The sequence below is a fragment of the Actinomyces dentalis DSM 19115 genome (assembly GCF_000429225.1).
Lineage (GTDB): Bacteria > Actinomycetota > Actinomycetes > Actinomycetales > Actinomycetaceae > Actinomyces > Actinomyces dentalis.
Window position 1 is genome coordinate 26,758 of the sequence record NZ_KE386866.1, and the last position, 15,954, is coordinate 42,711.

Here is a 15,954-nt window from a genome sequence, read left to right on the forward strand (position 1 = left end):
CTAAATCAACATTCGGCGAGATCCTGGAGGAGACCATGCGCCCAACCGGTCTGGACCGCCGGGACCAGTTGCGCCGCGACGTCGACGAGATCCTCGCCTCGGAGCGCAACGGCGCCATCACGCGGATCGCCGAGACCTCCTCCATCGACTTCAAGGAGGAGGCCGGACGGCGCAATGGCCCGGACCTCGAACCCGGCAGCGAGCAGAACCCCACGGCCGCCGTGAAACTCGCTGACGAGGTGGCCTGCATGGCGAACTCGCCGGGCGGCGGCGCCCTCATCCTCGGCGTCGAGGACGGAACCGGCGTCGTCCTCGGAACCGAGCTGAACACCGACTGGCTCCGCCGGCGCATTCATCAGGCGATCGACATAGCGCCCGATATCGAGGCCCGTCACGTCGGGGGCCAGCGCATCCTCGTCCTGTACGTGGCCGAGTCGCGCGAACCGGTGCCGGACACCTCGGGCCGCCTGCGGTGGCGCGTGGGCGACTCCTGCGCACCGGTGGATCGCGCCGAGTGGTGGCTCCACCGCGAGCAGGCCCGGGACCACGACTCCATGGCGGATCGCTCCGCCCTCACCGCCCGCGCCGTGACCGCGGGGGCCATGGCCCTGGTGAGGGCCGATCTCCGGGCCGACGACTCCGAGACGGACACGGACATCCTGCGCAGGATCGCGGCGCTGCGCTCCGACGACCACCTCTCGCAGGCGGCTCGCCTGACCCTCACACCGGCGCGGGCGACGCTCATCGACCTCACGGTCCTCGATGTTCCGGGCGGAGCCGTCACCAACCGGGTCGTGGCCGACCCCGCGATGTCCCTCCTCGAGCAGATCGACGTCATCGAGCGCGCCCTGGCCGTGCTCAACACCTACTCGACGCAGTCGGCCGACCGCTTCGCCCTGTCCCCGCAGCGCCTGGTCCCCCAGTCGGCGGTGCGCGAGGCGATTCTCAACGGGGTCATCCACCGCGACTGGAACTCGGGCGAGCCGACCGAGGTCCGCTGGATCTCGTTGGACTCCACGCTCGTGGTGCGCAGTCCGGGCGGGTTCACGGGCGGAATCAACTCTGCGAACGTCCTGAGCAACCGGCACGCGCGCCACCCCGCGCTGGCGGACCTGTTCCGCGCCCTCACGCTGGTCGAGAAGCAGGGGCTCGGGGTCGACCGCATGTACACGGCCATGATCCCCCTCGGGCACCGGCCGCCCACGATCGTGGAGGAACCCGGTCCGCACGTGACGTGCACGCTCATCGGCGGCGACCCCATTGCACCGATTGCAGACCTGTTCAAGCAGATCCGTCCACTGCCCCGCCAGCGCGACACGCGCGTCGTCGTGATCGTCGATCTCCTGCTGCATGCGCCCTTCGTCTCGCTCGACGCCGTCGGCACGGCCCTGCAGACGGACCCGGAGGGAGCCGGGGCGGCGCTGCGGGCCGCCGCGCAGTGCACCGCCCCGGACGCACCGCTCATCGACAGGTACGACGACGCCTGGCTCCTCGGGGCGACGGCGCGAGAGGCGGTCATGCCGGCTCGAAGGGCCCCCTGGTTCGCCGACGTCGTCGCCTATGCGTCGACGCGCTTCGAGGCGTGCCGGAAGACCGTCCGCCTGTGGTGCCAGACGTTCGGGTCGATCAGCACCGGCGACCTCATGCGGCTGGCGGGGGTCTCCCGCGGTACGGCGCAGAAGGCTCTGACGACCATGACCGGGCGGGGAGAGCTCCGCCGCACCGGCTCGGGGCGCGCCACCGCCTACCGGCTCGCCGATCCGGAATCATCACGGATCCGCCCGACCGCCCCAACCATGTTGAATTAGGGGTGGGCTAAATCAACATTCGGCGGGATTCCGGGGATGGTCGGCCGTGCCGCCGCCCGCTGCCGCTGTCCTGCGCCACTGTCCCGCGCCGTCAGCCGAGCTCCCACAGCGCGGCGACCGGCACGGCCCACAGGCGGCCGCCCAGGTGGCGGGAGCGGTCGTCCGTGGTGAGGACGACGCCGGCCGCCAGGCGATCGCCGATCCTCCCCTCCAGCCACCGCAGGTGCCTGGCGTCGGCGGCGGACGCCGAGGAAGCGGCCTTGACCTCGACGGCGATGACCCGGCCGTCGTCGAGCTCCAGGATCAGATCTATCTCCCGCCCGTCCGGGGAGCGGTAGTGACTGATCGTGAACCGCTCCTCGCACCAGGTGCTCTGACGCATGAGCTCGGCGGCGACGAAGGCCTCGAGCAGTCCCCCCAGGGCGCCACCGCGCACCAGGTCCTTGAGGGTGTCGGGCGATGTCCGGGTCAGCCGCATGGCCAGTGCGGAGTCGGTCAGGAGGTACTTGGAGCGCCCGACCTCGCGCTTGAGCAGGTTCGGCGTCCAGGGCGGCAGCCGTTCCACGAGGTGGAGGGCGCGCAGGAGGTCCATGTACGACGTCGTCGTCGAGGCGCTGAGGTTGACCGCGCCGCCCAGACGGGCGACCACGGTCTCGGACCCCTGGGCGGCGGCCAGGCCGGCGAGCAGGGAGCGCAGTCGCCGCGGATCGGACAGGCGCGAGAATTCGCGCAGGTCGCGCCCCAGCAGCCGGGAGACGTAGCTCTCCAGCCAATCGGCCCGATACCGCTGGGGCAGACGACAGGCCTCGGGCATGGATCCGGCGGCCAGCAGGTCGACGTAATCGGCGCGCCCCATGCCGGAGCGGTACTGCGCCTCCAGCGCCCCGCGGAGCACCGCCCGGACGAAGTCGTCCCGCCGCCCGGCCCTCTCGCCCTGACTGAAGCCGAAGACGCGCGTGCCCACGACTCGCCCGGCCAGGCTGTCCCCCGCGGGCCGGGCGGCGGGCATGGTGACGGAGCCCGTCAGAAGGAAGCGCCCGCTGGTGCGGTCGGAGTCGACGACCGTCTTGAGCGCCAGTGCGAGCCCGGGAACGCGCTGGAACTCGTCGATGACGAGAAGGCCCTCCGGCTCCAGAGCCAGGAAACCGCGCGGGTCCGCGGTTGCGGCCTCGCGGGTCTCCGCATCGTCCAGGGTCAGGAGTCGCGCCGGCCGGTCGGCGGCTTCGACGATCATGGCCGCCAGGGTCGACTTGCCCACCTGCCGGGCGCCGATCAGCTCGACGGCGGGGAAGACGTTCAGCAAGTCTTCCACCCGCCCCTGCACATGCCGTGGGAGAAGGTCATCCATGGCGCGAGCCTAGGATGCGTCGTAAAACGGTGGCAAGGTTTGTCGTGAAACGGTGGCGGGGTTCGCCGTGGATCGGTGGCGGGAACGAGCGACGATCATCACTAGTTAGACTATCTAGTAACCAGATATTCTATCTACATGTCCGACTCCACCGCCCGCCTTCTGCGCGGCTTCCTCGAACCCTGTCTCCTCGCCCTCCTCGAGGGCGGCGCCGACTACGGCCTGTCCCTGGCCCGGCGCCTGTCCGCGGCCGGCCTCCGGGAGATCCCCGGCGGCAGCCTCTACCCCGCGCTCACCCGCCTGGAGCGCCGCGGCCTCGTGACGACCGCCATCCGCCCCTCCACCTCCGGTCCGGCCCGCAAGTACTACGAGCTCACCTCCGCCGGGCGCGCCGAGCTCGCCGGCCGCCGCGAGGAGTGGCGCGCCTTCCGCGCCGCCTTCTCCGCCGTCCTGGAGGGCGCGGCGATGAGCGCCGAGGTGAACGCATGAGCCCCGAGGACGTCTGGTACCGCGGTCTGGGCACCGAACTGGCCTCGCGGGGCGTGATCCCCCGGGAGGTCGATCGCGCCGTCGCCGACGCCCGCGCCGAGGCCGCCTGCGCGGGCGTCGCCCCGGCGGACCTGTTCGGCCCCGCCGTCCTGTACGCCCGCGACCTCGCCTCGGCCCTCACGCAGGACGTCACGCAGGACGGCCCCGGCTCCCGCCGGAGGGACCCGGAGCGGACGCTCGGTCCGGTCGTGCTGAGGCTGCGCGGCGTGAGCGTGCGCCGCGGCCGCCGCACCGTGCTCGCCAATCTCGACCTGACGGTGCGGCGAGGCGAGGTGGTCGCCGTCGTCGGCGCCAACGGAGCCGGCAAGTCCACCCTTTTGCAGGTGTGCGCCGGACTGCTGCGGGCCGGCTCCGGCACCGTGGAGCGCACCTCCCGATTCGGCTACGCGCCCCAGCTCGACGCCCTCGCCCCGCTGCTCACGGTCGACGAGCATCTGCGCCTGTTCGGGGCGCTCGACGGCGCGAACCGGAGCCGCGCGGTGTCCACGGGTCACCGGATCCTCCAGCGCCTGGGCTGGAAGCCCGACGGCGACCAGGTCGTGGGCGCCCTGTCCGGGGGCACCCGGCAGAAGATCAACCTCGCCCTGGCCCAGCTCGCCTCCCCGGATCTGCTCCTCCTCGACGAGCCCTACCAGGGCCTGGACGCCCTGGCCTACGAGGACCTGTGGGCGCTCATCTCGGCCTGGCGCTCCTCCGGCGCCGGGGTCCTCCTCGTCACCCATCTGCTGCGGGACATCGACTTCGTCGACCGCGTCGTCGAACTGCCCACCCCGGAGGCCTCCGCCCACCGGGCCGTCGCGGAGCGCGCCGCATGAGCGCCGTCGCCACGACGCGGCCGGCCGACGCCGCCCCCGCCCCGGCGCCCGCGCACCGCCCCCGCCTCCTGCGCACCGCGGGACTGGTCGCCCTGATCACCCTGCGCGAGATCCTTCGACGGCGCGGGGCGCTCGCCCTCGCCCTCCTGCTGCCGCTCACCTTCTACCTGGCGCGCATCGACGTGCACTGGACGGCTCTGCGCCTGCTGTCGATCGGCCTGGGCTGGGCGGCCGCGACCCTGGGCCTGTTCACCGCGGTCTCCTCGCGCCCGGTGGACCGCCGGCTCGCCGCGAGCGGGGCCAGCCCGACGGCGCTCGTGGCGGGCAGGCTCGTCGCGATCCTGACGCTGGGCTGGACGATAGCCGGGCTGTACGCCGTCCTCGTCCAGCTCACCATCGGCGACAAGCTGATCCACCCGGCCGCCGTGGCGCCCATGCTGCTCGTCACCGTGGCCGTGGCGGCGCCCCTCGGGCCGGTGGCCGCCGCCCTCGTCCCCAGGGACCTGGAGGGGGCGCTCCTGCTCCTGGCGGTCATGGCCCTCCAGCTCCTCGTGGATCCGACCGCCGACTGGACGCGGGTGCTGCCCCTGTGGTCGACGCGCGAACTGTCCAGTTACATCGTCGAGGAGCTGGGGTCCGGGGCCGGCGACTACCTGTGTCGCGGGCTGGCCCACGGGGCCGGTTTCGCCGTCGGGCTGACGGCGCTGACCTGGCTGCTGGGCGCGTGGCGGCTGCGGGTGGTGCGTCCGCCCGAGCCGCGCTGACGCGCCCGGAGCCCCGCGGAGCACCCGCCGGCTGCGCGGCTGCCCGGTCTCAGGCCGGGCAGCCGCGCAGCCGCACCGACAGGCAGGTCACGCAGCCCTCGAGCTTCTCGTACTCGGAGATGTCGACCTCGACGACCTCGTAGCCGCGCGACCGGAACAGCGCGGCCGAGCGCGGCGCGTCGGCGGCCATGAGAAGCCGGTCTCCGCCCAGGAGGACGACGTGCGCGCCGCTCTCCTCGGGCACCGCGAGGAAGGAGTCCCACACCGACGGGTCGTCCACCAGCGGCTCGTAGCCGATGACGGTGCCGTCCGGCAGGGCGGTCACGGCGGACTTGAGGTGGAGCACCCTGGTCAGGGGCACGCCGATCGTCTCGGCGCCCTCGGGGGCCAGGTGCTCGCGCAGCTGGCGCAGCCCCTCCTCATTGGTCCGGCCGCCCTGGCCCACCCAGACCCTTCCGCCGTGCTTGAGCACGTCGCCGCCGTCGAGCGTGCCGGGCGCCTCGATGCGCTTGACGTCGTAGCCGAGCGCCGTCACGGCCCGCTCGGCCGCCTCCACCTCGGGCTTGCGCTCATCGGCGCCGGGGCGCGTGACGACGGCGGTGCGCCCGTAGACGACGACGGCGTCCTCGATGAAGACCGAGTCGGGGCAGTCGGGGGCGGGGTCCACCTCGATCGTCTCCCAGCCCTGGGAGCGGAGGGCGTCGACGTAGCCCTGCCACTGACTGCGGGCCAGGTCCAGGTCGATCGCGCTGCGCTCGATATGGGTCACCAGCCCCTGCGCGAGTCGGGGGCTCGGCCTGCGGACGAGTGCCTTGGCGATCTCCGTGGTCTCCATGCGATGGCTCCGGTTCCTGGGAGGCGGTGCGCGACGTGTTCGAGCGCTCTTCGCCCCAACGCTATAGTGAGGCTCCACTCGGCGCGAACCGCCGGCCGCCTCCGGGCGCCTGGAGGGGGGCGGCCGGGAGGCGCGCGACCGACGAGCACACGAGCACACGAGCGAGGCCCCATGGATGCACACCCCGGCGACGCCCATCGCCCCGCGGAGCCATCCGCCGAGATCGCGCAGGCGTCCGCCGGGGCGGCCGGGGCGGCCGGGGAGGGGTCCGCCGCGGGCGGTCTCCGGCGCAACCTCAAGGCGCGGCACGTCAACCTCATCGCCATCGGCGGGGCCATCGGCACGGGGCTGTTCGTGGGCACGGGCGCCTCCATCTCGGGCGCCGGGCCGGGCGGCGCCGTCGTGTCCTACGGGGTCATCGGCATTGCGATCTACTTCATGATGACGGCGCTGGGCGAGATGGTCACCCACCGCCCGGTGGCGGGCGCCTTCGAGACCTACACCGGCGAGTACGTCGAGCCGGCGCTGGGCTTCGCCGTGGGGTGGATGTACTGGTACTCGTGCGCCATGACCATCGCCGTCGAGCTGGTCGCCTCCTCCATCATCATGAAGTACTGGTTCCCCGGCTCCCCCTCCCTGCTGTGGAGCGTCCTGTTCCTCGGGACGATCCTCGCCCTCAACCTGTTCTCCGCCCGCGCCTTCGGGGAGTCCGAGTTCTGGTTCGCGGGGATCAAGGTCGTCACCATCATCGTCTTCCTCGTCCTGGGCACGGCCATGATCGCGGGCCTCATCGGCGGCCACGAGGCGGGCCTGACGAACTGGACGATCGGCGAGGCCCCCTTCGTCAAGGGGTGGTCGGGCACGTTCTCGGTGCTCATGGCCGCCGGGTTCGCCTTCGTCGGCGTGGAGTCCGCGGCGGTGGCCGCCGGCGAGGCGGAGAACCCCCGCCGGACGATGCCCCGCGCCATCAACTCCGTGTTCATCCGGATCATGCTCTTCTACATCGGGGCGATCGCCGTCGTCGCCACTCTCGTGGCCTACACCGACCCCAGCCTCCTGAGCGCCTCGGAGGAGAACATCGCGGCCAGCCCCTTCACGATCGTCTTCGAGCGGGCCGGCCTGGCCATCGCCGCCGCCCTCATGAACGCCGTCGTGCTGACCTCCGTGCTCTCCGCCGGCAATTCCACGCTCTACATCGGCTCGCGCCTGCTGTACTCGATGGCGGGGACCGGGCGCGCGCCACGGCTCTTCGCCCGGACCTCCTCGCACGGCGTGCCCGTATGGGGGGTGCTGGCCACGGTCGCCATCTCCATGCTCGGATTCCTGTCCTCCCTCGTGGGCGACTCGGTGGCCTACACCTGGTTCTACAACGCGACCGGCCTGACCGGCTTCATCGTGTGGACGGGCGTGTGCCTGGCCCACCTGCGGTTCCGCGCCGCCTGGAGGGCCCAGGGGCGCAGCGAGGGGGACCTGCCCTACCGGGCCCGGTTCTTCCCGGCGGGCACGTGGTTCGCGCTCATCGTCTTCGTGGGGGTGATCATCGGGCAGGGGGCCGCCCTGATCATGTCGGACTCCGGCTTCACCTGGTACGGCCTGCTCGCGGCCTACATCGGCCTGCCGATCGCGGTGGCGCTGTGGCTGGGCTACAAGCTGGTGCGCGGCTCGCACCCCACCCCGCCCGCCGAGCTCGACCTGTCCGCCGACGACGTCCGCTGAGCCGGGGCCTGCGAGCCCCGCGCACCGCGAAGGCTATTCAGCGGGTTCATGGCGGCGTCCTTCTTGGAGCACTTGAATGCGGTTGGACCACTCGAATGCCGTTTGACCACCGTCCAACCGTCGTTCTCGAGGGTGAAACGCGCATCTCGACGCCCGGGGCGCGGCGGCGTCGGGCGCCGCGGTCCGCGAGATCGTCGGGTAACCGCCGAGCACGTCACTTAACCCGCGAGCACGTCTGCTAGAGGTACGTGCTCGCGGGTTAAGTGACGTGCTCACGGGTTAAGTGACGATCTCGCGGGTTAAGTGACGTGCTCGCGAGCCGGGGCGCGTCACGACATGCGAGACGCCGTCCCACCATGCGGGATGCGCCGTCGAGGCGAAGCGGGGAGACGCACTCGAACGCCTTCGCAACAACCCTCCGGACGGGGAGGACCCGCCCGAGCAGACCGCCACCACGACCCTCACGTCCCACGTCTTCAAAACCACCCCCGAATCACCTTCCCGTCTCGCCGGTGCCGGGACAGCGCCTTCAGGACCTGTCAGCCACGATCTCGACGAACCCGGCGAAGCGCTCGTAGTAGTCGTCCTGGAGGGACCTGAAGGTCTCCCGCAGGAATCCCGGCTCCTGCTCGTACTCGCTCAATCCCCGGTAGTAGAACGCCTTCTTCGAGTCGAGCACGATGAACGGCATGATACCGTTGTCCAGGCACTGCTGGAACATGAGAATCCGCCCCACTCTGCCATTGCCGTCCTGGAAGGGATGGATGCTCTCGAACCGGTGATGGAAGTCGGCGATGTCGTCGAAGGTCATTCTCGCCGGGGTGCGGGCGATGAGATCCTCCACGGCGAGCGCGACATGCTCCGGCGCCACCGTCTCGCGTCCGCCGACCGCGTTGGGAACGCGCTTGTACTCCCCGACGGCGAACAGCGGCCGTCTCGCATCGGCGGTCCCCCGCTTGAGGATCCGGTGGTAGTCCTTCATCATCTCGGCGGTGATCGGCTCACCGAGGCGGTCGATCATCTCGTCGAACAGCTCGAAGCTGTTGACGGCCTCCACCACGTCGTCGACTGCGACGTTCTCACCCGTGATGGTGCGGGTCTCGTAGATGTAGCGGGTCTGCTCCTCATCGAGCCGGCTGCCCTCGATACGGTTGGAGTTGTACGCCATGAGCACCTGGTTGAGGTGGTACAGGCCGCCCTTCATCCGCGTTCGGCGCTGATCTCGCAGAGTCCGGGCGAAGCTGCGGGGGTCGATGGCGTACTCGTCAGTCATCGCGGCTCCTTCATCCGGGATGAATATATCCCGGCCGCGACCGCCTCGCGCGCTCATTCGCAGGCCGGCCGGCGGCTCACTCGTAGGCGGGCTCGACGTCGCGGGCCATGTTCGCGAAGCGGGCCAGGTGGCCCTGGAATGCCACGGGAATGGTGCGGGTCTGGCCGTTGCGGTGCTTGGCCACGATGATGTCCGCCTCGCCCGAGCGGTCCTCCGGGTTGTAGTACTCCGGGCGGTGCAGCAGCATGATGATGTCGGCGTCCTGCTCCAGGGAGCCGGACTCGCGCAGGTCGGACATCTGGGGCTTGTTGCCGGTGCGCTGCTCGGGTCCGCGGTTGAGCTGGGCGACGGCGACCACGGGCACGTCCAGCTCCTTGGCCAGCAGCTTGAGCGAGCGGGAGAATTCGCTGACCTCCTGCTGGCGCGACTCGACCCGCTTGCCCGAGCTCATGAGCTGGAGGTAGTCGATGACCAGCAGGCCCAAACCGTGCTGCTGCTTGAGCCGCAGCGCCTTGGAGCGGATCTCCGGCATGGTCAGGTGGGGGGAGTCGTCGATGAACATGGGCGCCTCGCTGACCGGGTTGTAGGCGACGGCGACGTCCTTCCAGTCCCGGTCGTTCATCTGCCGCCCCCCGCGCAGCTTGGTCAGCTCCACCCCGGACTCGGCGGCCAGAATGCGCATCATGAGCTCCATGCGCCCCATCTCCAGGGAGAAGTAGCAGCTGGGGATGAGCTTGCCGTCCGCGCCGTGGGAGTGGATCGAGGCGGAGCGGCAGAAGTCGACGGCGAGCGTGGACTTGCCCATGGCGGGGCGCGCGGCCACGATGATCATCTGCCCGGGGTGCAGGCCGCCGGTGAGCTCGTCGAGCTCGACGAACCCGGTGGGCACGCCCGTCATCTGGCCCTGCTCGCGGGACTGGCCGGCCTCGATCTCGAGGTTGACGGCGTTGAGCAGGCCGCCGACGGCCATGTAGTCCTCCTTCTCCCGGTCCCGGTGGGCCACGGAGTAGACCTCCGCCTCCGCCATGGTGACGAGCTCGTCGATGTCGCCGGCGTCGGTGGAGTAGCCCAGCTGGGTGATGCGGGTGCCCGCCTGGACCAGCCCCCGCATGAGGGACTTCTCCTTGACGATGCGCGCGTAGTAGCCGGCGTTGGCGGCCGTGGGCACCTGCGCCATGAGGTCGGCCAGGTAGGGGGCCCCGCCGATGAGCTTGAGCTCGCCGCGCTTGGCGAGCTCGTCGCCCACGAGGAGGGCGTCGGCGGGCTGGGAGCGGTTGTAGACCTCCACAATGGCGTCGAAGATCATCTCATGGGCGGGCTTGTAGAACTCGGGGCCGTGCAGCACCTCGATGACGTCGGTGATGGCCTCCTTGCTCATGAGCATGCCGCCGAGGGTGGCCATCTCGGCGGCGATGTCCTGAGGCGGGACCCGGTCGAAGACGCCGTCGAAGCGGGCCCCGCCCCGGTCGTCGGAGCCCCTGGCGGAGCCGTCCCCCGCGTCCCGGCGCCGGAAGTCCTGAGTCGGTCCGGCGCCGGAGTCGTAGGCGGGCTCGGGAGGGTCGTAGGACGGCTCCGGTCCGGGATCGTTCTCCGCCATGCCTTCCTCCTGCCGTGCGCCGGTGTCGGGCCCCGACGGGGCCGGGGCGGGACAGCCCGGCCTCGCGACCCTAGCGAGCGGAACCACCGCCCGCAAACGGGTGCGACGGGCAACCTGTGGATAACTGGTGCTCGCCTGTGGATGCCCGGGGCCATCGCCCGCGAGACGGCCCGGATGCTGTGGACAACTCCGCGCCCACCGGCCCCTCCCCGCCGTCGGGGATCCATGGCGAACCCTATGAATCGTTGTGCTTCCAACGAAGTATAAACCTTCGACGGACTCAGCCGATCGGCCGAGACGATATGTGGAAAACTCCGTCGGCCTGTGGACAACCCTCAACCTCAGGTTCAGGGTTGCACTCCGGGGCCGCCCGTCCGGACCCCCGGGGCCCGAGTTATCCCCAGGCCGCCCGTGAAAACCGGCCGCCCGCGGGAGCCGGGTCCGCCCGCGGACGGCACCCCCGTGAGCACCGGGGCGTCGTGGCGGGCCTGCGCCTCACCCGCGCTGCGCGCCGGCGCTCCCCGTGAGCACCGGGGCGCCCGTGAGAGACTGTGGGCCCGTCTTCCTCGGAGCGCACGTGTCCTCTCCTTCCACCGCCGGCCTCGACCGGCGCATCCTCTCTCTCGCCGTTCCCGCCCTCGGGGCGCTGGTGGCCGAGCCGCTCTTCGTCCTCATCGACTCGGCGATGGTGGGCCACCTCGGCGCCACCAGCCTCGCCGGCCTGTCCCTGGCCTCCAGCGTCCTGACCACCGTCGTCGGCCTGTTCGTCTTCCTCGCCTACGCCACGACGGCGACGACGGCGCGGCTCTTCGGCGCCGGCGACCGCCGCGGCGGGCTGCGCGCCGGCGTCGACGGCCTGTGGCTGGCCGCCCTGCTGGGGGCGGAGGCGGCCCTCGCCCTGGGCGCCGCCGCCCCCGGCGTGGTGGGCGCGCTCGGGGCCGACGGCGCCGTGGCCCGCGCCGCCGTCGCCTACCTGCGCGCCTCGGCGCCGGGCCTGCCGGGCATGCTCGCGGTCTTCGCCGCCACCGGGACCCTGCGCGGCCTGCTCGACACCCGCACGCCCTTCGTCGTCGCCACCGCCGGCGCCGCCCTCAACGTCGGCCTCAACGCCCTCCTCCTCTACGGCGCGCGGATGGGGATCGCCGGTTCGGGGCTGGGCACGGCGCTGGCGCAGTCGGCGATGGCGGCGGCGCTGGCGACCCCGGTCCTGCGGTCGGCGCGGGACGCGGGCGTCGGCCTGGCGCCCAGCCGCACCGGGCTGCGGGCCTCGCTGGGGTCGGGGGCGCCGCTGCTCGTGCGCACCGTGTCCCTGCGCGCGGCGATCCTGACCACGGTGTGGGCGGCGACGGCGCTGGGGGCGGTGCCGCTGGCCGCGCACCAGGTGGTGGGCTCGCTGTGGAACTTCGCGGCCTTCGCCCTGGACGCGCTGGCCGTGGCGGCGCAGGCCCTGGTGGGAACGGCCCTGGGGCAGGCCGACGCCGCGGGGGCGCGGGCCCCGTCCGGCGGATCAGCCCCGGTTCCGTCCGGCGGGGCCGGGGTCGGGGCCGTGAGCGTCGAGGCGGTCCTGCGCCGCACCCTGGGGTGGGGCGCGGCCACCGGGGCGGTCATCGGCGTCGTCCTGGCGGCGGCGAGCCCGTGGCTGCCGTGGCTGTTCACCTCGGAGGCGGCCGTGGCGTCCGCCGCCCGGCCGGCGCTGCTGGTGGCCGCATCCGCCATGCCGCTGGCGGGCGCCGTCTTCCTCTTCGACGGGATCCTCATGGGCGCGGGCGACGGGCGCTACCTGGCCGGGGCGGGGCTGGTGACCCTCGTGCCCTACGCGCCGCTGGCGGTGGCCGTGGCCCACGGCCTTCCCGCCGCCTCCCCCGCTGGCGGCCTGGCGTGGCTGTGGGCGGCCTTCGCCTGGGTGTTCATGGGCGCGCGGGGGCTGACGACGGGCGCGCGGGCGCGCGGAACGGCCTGGCGGCGGTGAGGACCGGTGGCGACGGGGACCGTCAGCCCGCCCTCACCGCCGCCCCGGCCTCCGCTCACCACGTGGGCGAGTCCCAGTCGACGGCGTCGTCCAGGGGCGAGTCGTCGTGGCTGCTCGACGAGCAGAACGACTCGACCGCGGCTATCACACCCACGGTATTCCCCATGCTGTCGGGTTCGAGATCGTGCTCCCTGAGCAGGCTCCTCAGCTTGCTGGACTTCTCATTGACGTCCAGCTCATTGAATTCCGAACAGGTCATCTTCCCGACCGAGGAGCACCCCGACAGGGGCATGACCAGGCCGACTGCGACCAGCAGGCACACAGCAATGCGGACGGGACGGGATGCGGTTGACATGACGATTTCCTTTCTTCCACCGCGAATCCGATATATGAGATCAATGGCGCGACGCCGTTCACATCGCCTCGGCGATCCCGCCCAGGTGCTTGGCCTTCATTCTCAGGGCGCGCTCCTTGGCGACGAAGGCCGCATTGACGCGGGTGGGGGTGGAGAACCGGGCGATCCAGGAGGTCTTCGGCATGGACTCGACGCAGACGGCGGTCCCCATCCCATCGGGGGCGGGCCGGACCGATACGCGCATGGAGGATCCGTAGTCGCCGTCGAGCACGAAGGCCGAGGGCCGGGCGTCGATGAGGAGCCCGTCCGCGGCGACCCCGTAGACCCGCATGCCCGACGTCGCCTCGGCGGCGCGCCGGTAGGCGTCCAGCACGGCGGCGGGCGCGCCGAGCAGCACGCGCTCGTCGCGGTAGTCGGGGTCCAGCTGGTCCGGCGGGCTGGGCGGCCCGAAGCCCCGGATCGTCAGCCACGCCTGCACCGTGAGGCCGATGCCCGCCAGGACGATGAGGAACCAGAGCACGGTCAGTCCTTGAGGGCGACTTCGGTCACCTGGGCGCCCGGGTCGAGGCGCTGGACCTCGTTGACGAAGGCCCCCAGGCGCATGCGCAGGGTGTAGGCCTTGTTGGGAATCCCGTACTTCTCGGTCCAGCGCAGTACCGTGACCCGCGCCATGTTCCTGCCGCCGTTCTGCTCCACCTCCAGCCCGATCTGCTGGCGGATCCCGGTGAGCAGGGGGCTCTGGGCGATCATCGGGTTGCCGTCGTCGACGATCTTCCAGGTGCTGCCGGCGACCTTCTGCACGAAGACGTTACGGATCTGCTCGATGGGCAGGCCGGTCGCCACGACGCGGGTGGCCATCCCGGACAGGAGGAACTTGGAGTAGAGGGTGACCAGGCCGTAGAGACCCGCGATGACGAGGATGAAGATGACAATACCCGCGACTTCCATGGCCGCGCTCTCCTTTCATTCAGGGGTTGAGCCGCGAATTCGCGCGCCGCGACGCGCGCCCGCCCTCACGGGGGAGGCCGATCGCACCGTGGAGCCTGCTGCCGCTTCATCGCCGCTCGGGAACCGCGAGAGACGCTAGTCGCCCCTCCCCCGGGCCCGCGACCGCCAGTTCTGATGCATCACCCCTGATACACCAGTTCTGGTATCTTGACGACGACACCTCGAATCCTTAGCGCGACCGCCCTCCCCGCGGTAGCATCCCAGCGGGGCCGTCCGCCCCGAGTCATGGTCCGTTCCCGACCCTCCGGGGCCGGACGGTCAACGACCCCGGAGGAGCCTTATGAATACCGATTGCCACATCATTGTCATTGATGATCACGAGATCATCGCCACCGGATGTCAAGGCGAGTTCGCCAAGGCCGGACTGCCCTGGAGCGTCATATGGGCCCGGGGCCTAAGCGACATCGACTGGCCCGAGGGCCGGACCCTGGCCGTTCTCGATCTGCGCCTCAACGACGGGAGCCGGCCGGCCGAGATCATCGCCGAGCTGTCGCGCAGGTCCATCCCCGTCGTCGTCTACACCTCCGGCGAGGATCCCAAGCGGATCCGGGAGGCCATCGCCGCCGGCGTCATGGCGATCGTCAATAAGACGGCCCCGATCGAGGAGCTCATCGAGGCCATCAGGGCCGCGCTCAAAGGCGAGCCGAGCGGCAGCATCGACTGGGCCCGGGCCCTGGACGTGGAGGAGGACTTCGTCAAGCAGCTCACCCACCGCGAGATCGAGGTCATCACGCTGTACGCCAACGGCGTCCAGGCGGACCGGGTGGCCCGCATCCTGGGTCTGTCCAAGAACACCGTCACCCATTACATCGCACAGATCAAGAGCAAATTCCACGCGGCCGGCCTGCTCACCGACGGCGACCGCGTCGACCTGAGCAAGGCGACCGCCAGAATCGGCCTGACCAGCTACTACGAATGACGGCCCCCACGACCCTCCCGCCCGATGCGGACACGGGTGCGGTCGGGCGCGCCCCGTCGCCCGCACCGGGCCCCCACATCCAGCGCATGCGCCGGCTCATCGCCGTATTCGTGGCGATTATCGCTGCCGTGACGGGCATCTTCATCGCCATCACCATCCGCGTCATGGTGAGCGCCACGGGCCGATGGGCGTTCTGGCTCCTCCTGCCGGCCCTCGTGCTGCCGCCCGTCGTCGCCGGCGCCGCCGCCGCCATCGGACTCCTGACATCCATGCGGCGCGCGGATGCGAATGAGGATGAGGAGATGCCGCCGGAGCGCCTGCGCCGGATCGGGGCGGCGGACCGCATCTGGAGGACGGCGCTCCTGGTGCTCCTCGGCGTCCACACGACCCTCGTCCTGCTGGCCGTACCCCTGCCCATCATCCCGTTCTACGACCAGGTCCGGGTCGCGGCTCCCGTCCCCAACATCCTGGTCAACTACTATCTCGTCATTGCGGTCGCCGCCACCGCCGTCCTGTCCCCCCGCGGCCGGTTCCTGTACATCGTGCTCCTCGCGCCGTTCCTCATCGCGGGCTACCCGGCGCAGGACGGCCTGCGCCTGCCGGCGGAGGAGGTCATGATCTACCTGGTCTCCTCCCTGGGGAATATGGCTCTGCTCACCTGGCTGCTGCGCCAGGCTCAGGCCCTGGACGAGGCCGACGCCCGCCGGCGCGCCCTCCTCATCCGCCTGCACACCGACGCCTCCCGCGCACGGGTGCGGCGCCGCGCCGACAATTTCATCCACGACCGCATCCTGTCCGTCCTCAAAGTGATCCCCACCGAGTCGACCGAGACCGCCCAGCTGCGCGCCGGCGCCCGCGAGGCCCTGGCCGACCTCGACACGGCGGCGGCCGAACCGGACGAGTCGTCCGTCCGCTCCTCCGAGCTGCTCACCGCCCTGACCCGCAGACTCCGGGCGATCGGGGGCGACGACGTCGTCATCTCCGACTCGATCACCAAG

Annotated in this window: 15 protein-coding genes; 8 read left to right on the plus strand and 7 right to left on the minus strand. The window is 71.4% G+C overall.

Annotated features, from left to right (window positions below):
* The first annotated feature begins 35 nt into the window (after window positions 1–35).
* Window positions 36–1,808 carry a DUF5635 domain-containing protein gene (locus G446_RS0114365; RefSeq protein ID WP_026410646.1) on the plus strand — a complete coding sequence of 591 codons (1,773 nt, stop codon included), beginning with the start codon at window positions 36–38 and terminating at the stop codon, window positions 1,806–1,808.
* Between the two features lie 91 nt (window positions 1,809–1,899).
* On the opposite strand, the gene G446_RS0114370 is transcribed toward G446_RS0114365, so the two are convergent.
* The gene (locus G446_RS0114370; protein WP_026410647.1) at window positions 1,900–3,156 is read right to left on the minus strand and encodes an ATP-binding protein; all 1,257 of its coding nucleotides are present in this window, start codon (window positions 3,154–3,156) and stop codon (window positions 1,900–1,902) included.
* Between the two features lie 138 nt (window positions 3,157–3,294).
* Between G446_RS0114370 and G446_RS0114375 the strand changes: the two genes are divergently transcribed.
* From G446_RS0114375 to G446_RS18330, 3 genes are read left to right on the plus strand one after another with little or no spacing between them, the layout of a single operon-like run.
* Window positions 3,295–3,645, plus strand: coding sequence for a PadR family transcriptional regulator (locus G446_RS0114375; RefSeq protein ID WP_026410648.1), 351 nt, complete (start codon window positions 3,295–3,297; stop codon window positions 3,643–3,645).
* A complete protein-coding gene (locus G446_RS0114380) occupies window positions 3,642–4,520 on the plus strand; it encodes an ATP-binding cassette domain-containing protein (RefSeq protein WP_026410649.1) in 879 nt (292 codons plus the stop codon). Before G446_RS0114375 ends, G446_RS0114380 begins: the two co-directional genes overlap by 4 nt.
* Window positions 4,517–5,284 (plus strand): ABC transporter permease, encoded by a 768-nt coding sequence (locus tag G446_RS18330; RefSeq protein ID WP_245574735.1) that lies wholly within the window; start codon window positions 4,517–4,519, stop codon window positions 5,282–5,284. The genes G446_RS0114380 and G446_RS18330 overlap by 4 nt, the downstream gene beginning before the upstream one ends.
* Before the next feature lie 49 nt (window positions 5,285–5,333).
* Here the strand turns inward: G446_RS18330 and ddaH are convergent, their stop codons facing one another.
* Window positions 5,334–6,119 (minus strand): dimethylargininase, encoded by a 786-nt coding sequence (ddaH, locus tag G446_RS0114390; RefSeq protein ID WP_026410650.1) that lies wholly within the window; start codon window positions 6,117–6,119, stop codon window positions 5,334–5,336.
* Between the two features lie 171 nt (window positions 6,120–6,290).
* Between ddaH and G446_RS0114395 the strand changes: the two genes are divergently transcribed.
* On the plus strand, window positions 6,291–7,835 hold the full coding sequence (locus G446_RS0114395) for an amino acid permease (RefSeq protein WP_084779279.1): 1,545 nt from the start codon (window positions 6,291–6,293) through the stop codon (window positions 7,833–7,835).
* Window positions 7,836–8,364: 529 nt separating this feature from the next.
* On the opposite strand, the gene G446_RS0114400 is transcribed toward G446_RS0114395, so the two are convergent.
* Together G446_RS0114400 and dnaB are read right to left on the minus strand one after the other, a co-directional pair.
* On the minus strand, window positions 8,365–9,108 hold the full coding sequence (locus G446_RS0114400) for a Fic family protein (RefSeq protein WP_026410652.1): 744 nt from the start codon (window positions 9,106–9,108) through the stop codon (window positions 8,365–8,367).
* Between the two features lie 76 nt (window positions 9,109–9,184).
* On the minus strand, window positions 9,185–10,705 hold the full coding sequence (dnaB, locus tag G446_RS18340; RefSeq protein WP_084779280.1) for a replicative DNA helicase: 1,521 nt from the start codon (window positions 10,703–10,705) through the stop codon (window positions 9,185–9,187).
* 577 nt (window positions 10,706–11,282) lie between these two features.
* On the opposite strand from dnaB, the gene G446_RS0114410 reads away from it, so the two are divergent.
* Entirely contained in the window at window positions 11,283–12,674 is a 1,392-nt protein-coding gene (locus tag G446_RS0114410; protein ID WP_245574736.1) for an MATE family efflux transporter, read from the plus strand.
* Window positions 12,675–12,729: 55 nt separating this feature from the next.
* Here the strand turns inward: G446_RS0114410 and G446_RS0114415 are convergent, their stop codons facing one another.
* Genes G446_RS0114415 through G446_RS0114425 form a run of 3 tightly spaced genes read right to left on the minus strand, consistent with a single transcriptional unit; the run spans window position 12,730 to window position 13,977 of the window.
* Window positions 12,730–13,029, minus strand: coding sequence for a hypothetical protein (locus G446_RS0114415; protein WP_026410654.1), 300 nt, complete (start codon window positions 13,027–13,029; stop codon window positions 12,730–12,732).
* 58 nt (window positions 13,030–13,087) lie between these two features.
* Window positions 13,088–13,549 (minus strand): hypothetical protein, encoded by a 462-nt coding sequence (locus G446_RS0114420; protein ID WP_026410655.1) that lies wholly within the window; start codon window positions 13,547–13,549, stop codon window positions 13,088–13,090.
* 2 nt (window positions 13,550–13,551) lie between these two features.
* Entirely contained in the window at window positions 13,552–13,977 is a 426-nt protein-coding gene (locus tag G446_RS0114425; RefSeq protein ID WP_026410656.1) for a hypothetical protein, read from the minus strand.
* Between the two features lie 340 nt (window positions 13,978–14,317).
* On the opposite strand from G446_RS0114425, the gene G446_RS0114430 reads away from it, so the two are divergent.
* Both G446_RS0114430 and G446_RS20470 read left to right on the plus strand, forming a co-directional pair.
* The gene (locus G446_RS0114430; RefSeq protein WP_026410657.1) at window positions 14,318–14,956 is read left to right on the plus strand and encodes a LuxR C-terminal-related transcriptional regulator; all 639 of its coding nucleotides are present in this window, start codon (window positions 14,318–14,320) and stop codon (window positions 14,954–14,956) included.
* 128 nt (window positions 14,957–15,084) lie between these two features.
* Window positions 15,085–15,954 (plus strand): hypothetical protein (locus G446_RS20470; protein ID WP_169721304.1); only part of this gene is annotated, 870 nt, incomplete at its 3' end.

What these genes read in the sequence shown, in the direction of transcription:
- G446_RS18330 (WP_245574735.1), top strand. Translation starts at nt 4,517, where the DNA reads ATGAGCGCCGTCGCCACGACGCGGCCGGCCGACGCCGCCCCCGCCCCG.
- G446_RS0114395 (WP_084779279.1), top strand. Translation starts at nt 6,291, where the DNA reads ATGGATGCACACCCCGGCGACGCCCATCGCCCCGCGGAGCCATCCGCC.
- G446_RS0114365 (WP_026410646.1), top strand. Translation starts at nt 36, where the DNA reads ATGCGCCCAACCGGTCTGGACCGCCGGGACCAGTTGCGCCGCGACGTC.
- G446_RS0114380 (WP_026410649.1), top strand. Translation starts at nt 3,642, where the DNA reads ATGAGCCCCGAGGACGTCTGGTACCGCGGTCTGGGCACCGAACTGGCC.
- G446_RS0114400 (WP_026410652.1), bottom strand. Translation starts at nt 9,108, where the DNA reads ATGACTGACGAGTACGCCATCGACCCCCGCAGCTTCGCCCGGACTCTG.
- G446_RS0114415 (WP_026410654.1), bottom strand. Translation starts at nt 13,029, where the DNA reads ATGTCAACCGCATCCCGTCCCGTCCGCATTGCTGTGTGCCTGCTGGTC.
- G446_RS0114375 (WP_026410648.1), top strand. Translation starts at nt 3,295, where the DNA reads ATGTCCGACTCCACCGCCCGCCTTCTGCGCGGCTTCCTCGAACCCTGT.
- G446_RS0114370 (WP_026410647.1), bottom strand. Translation starts at nt 3,156, where the DNA reads ATGGATGACCTTCTCCCACGGCATGTGCAGGGGCGGGTGGAAGACTTG.
- G446_RS0114430 (WP_026410657.1), top strand. Translation starts at nt 14,318, where the DNA reads ATGAATACCGATTGCCACATCATTGTCATTGATGATCACGAGATCATC.
- dnaB (WP_084779280.1), bottom strand. Translation starts at nt 10,705, where the DNA reads ATGGCGGAGAACGATCCCGGACCGGAGCCGTCCTACGACCCTCCCGAG.
- ddaH (WP_026410650.1), bottom strand. Translation starts at nt 6,119, where the DNA reads ATGGAGACCACGGAGATCGCCAAGGCACTCGTCCGCAGGCCGAGCCCC.
- G446_RS0114425 (WP_026410656.1), bottom strand. Translation starts at nt 13,977, where the DNA reads ATGGAAGTCGCGGGTATTGTCATCTTCATCCTCGTCATCGCGGGTCTC.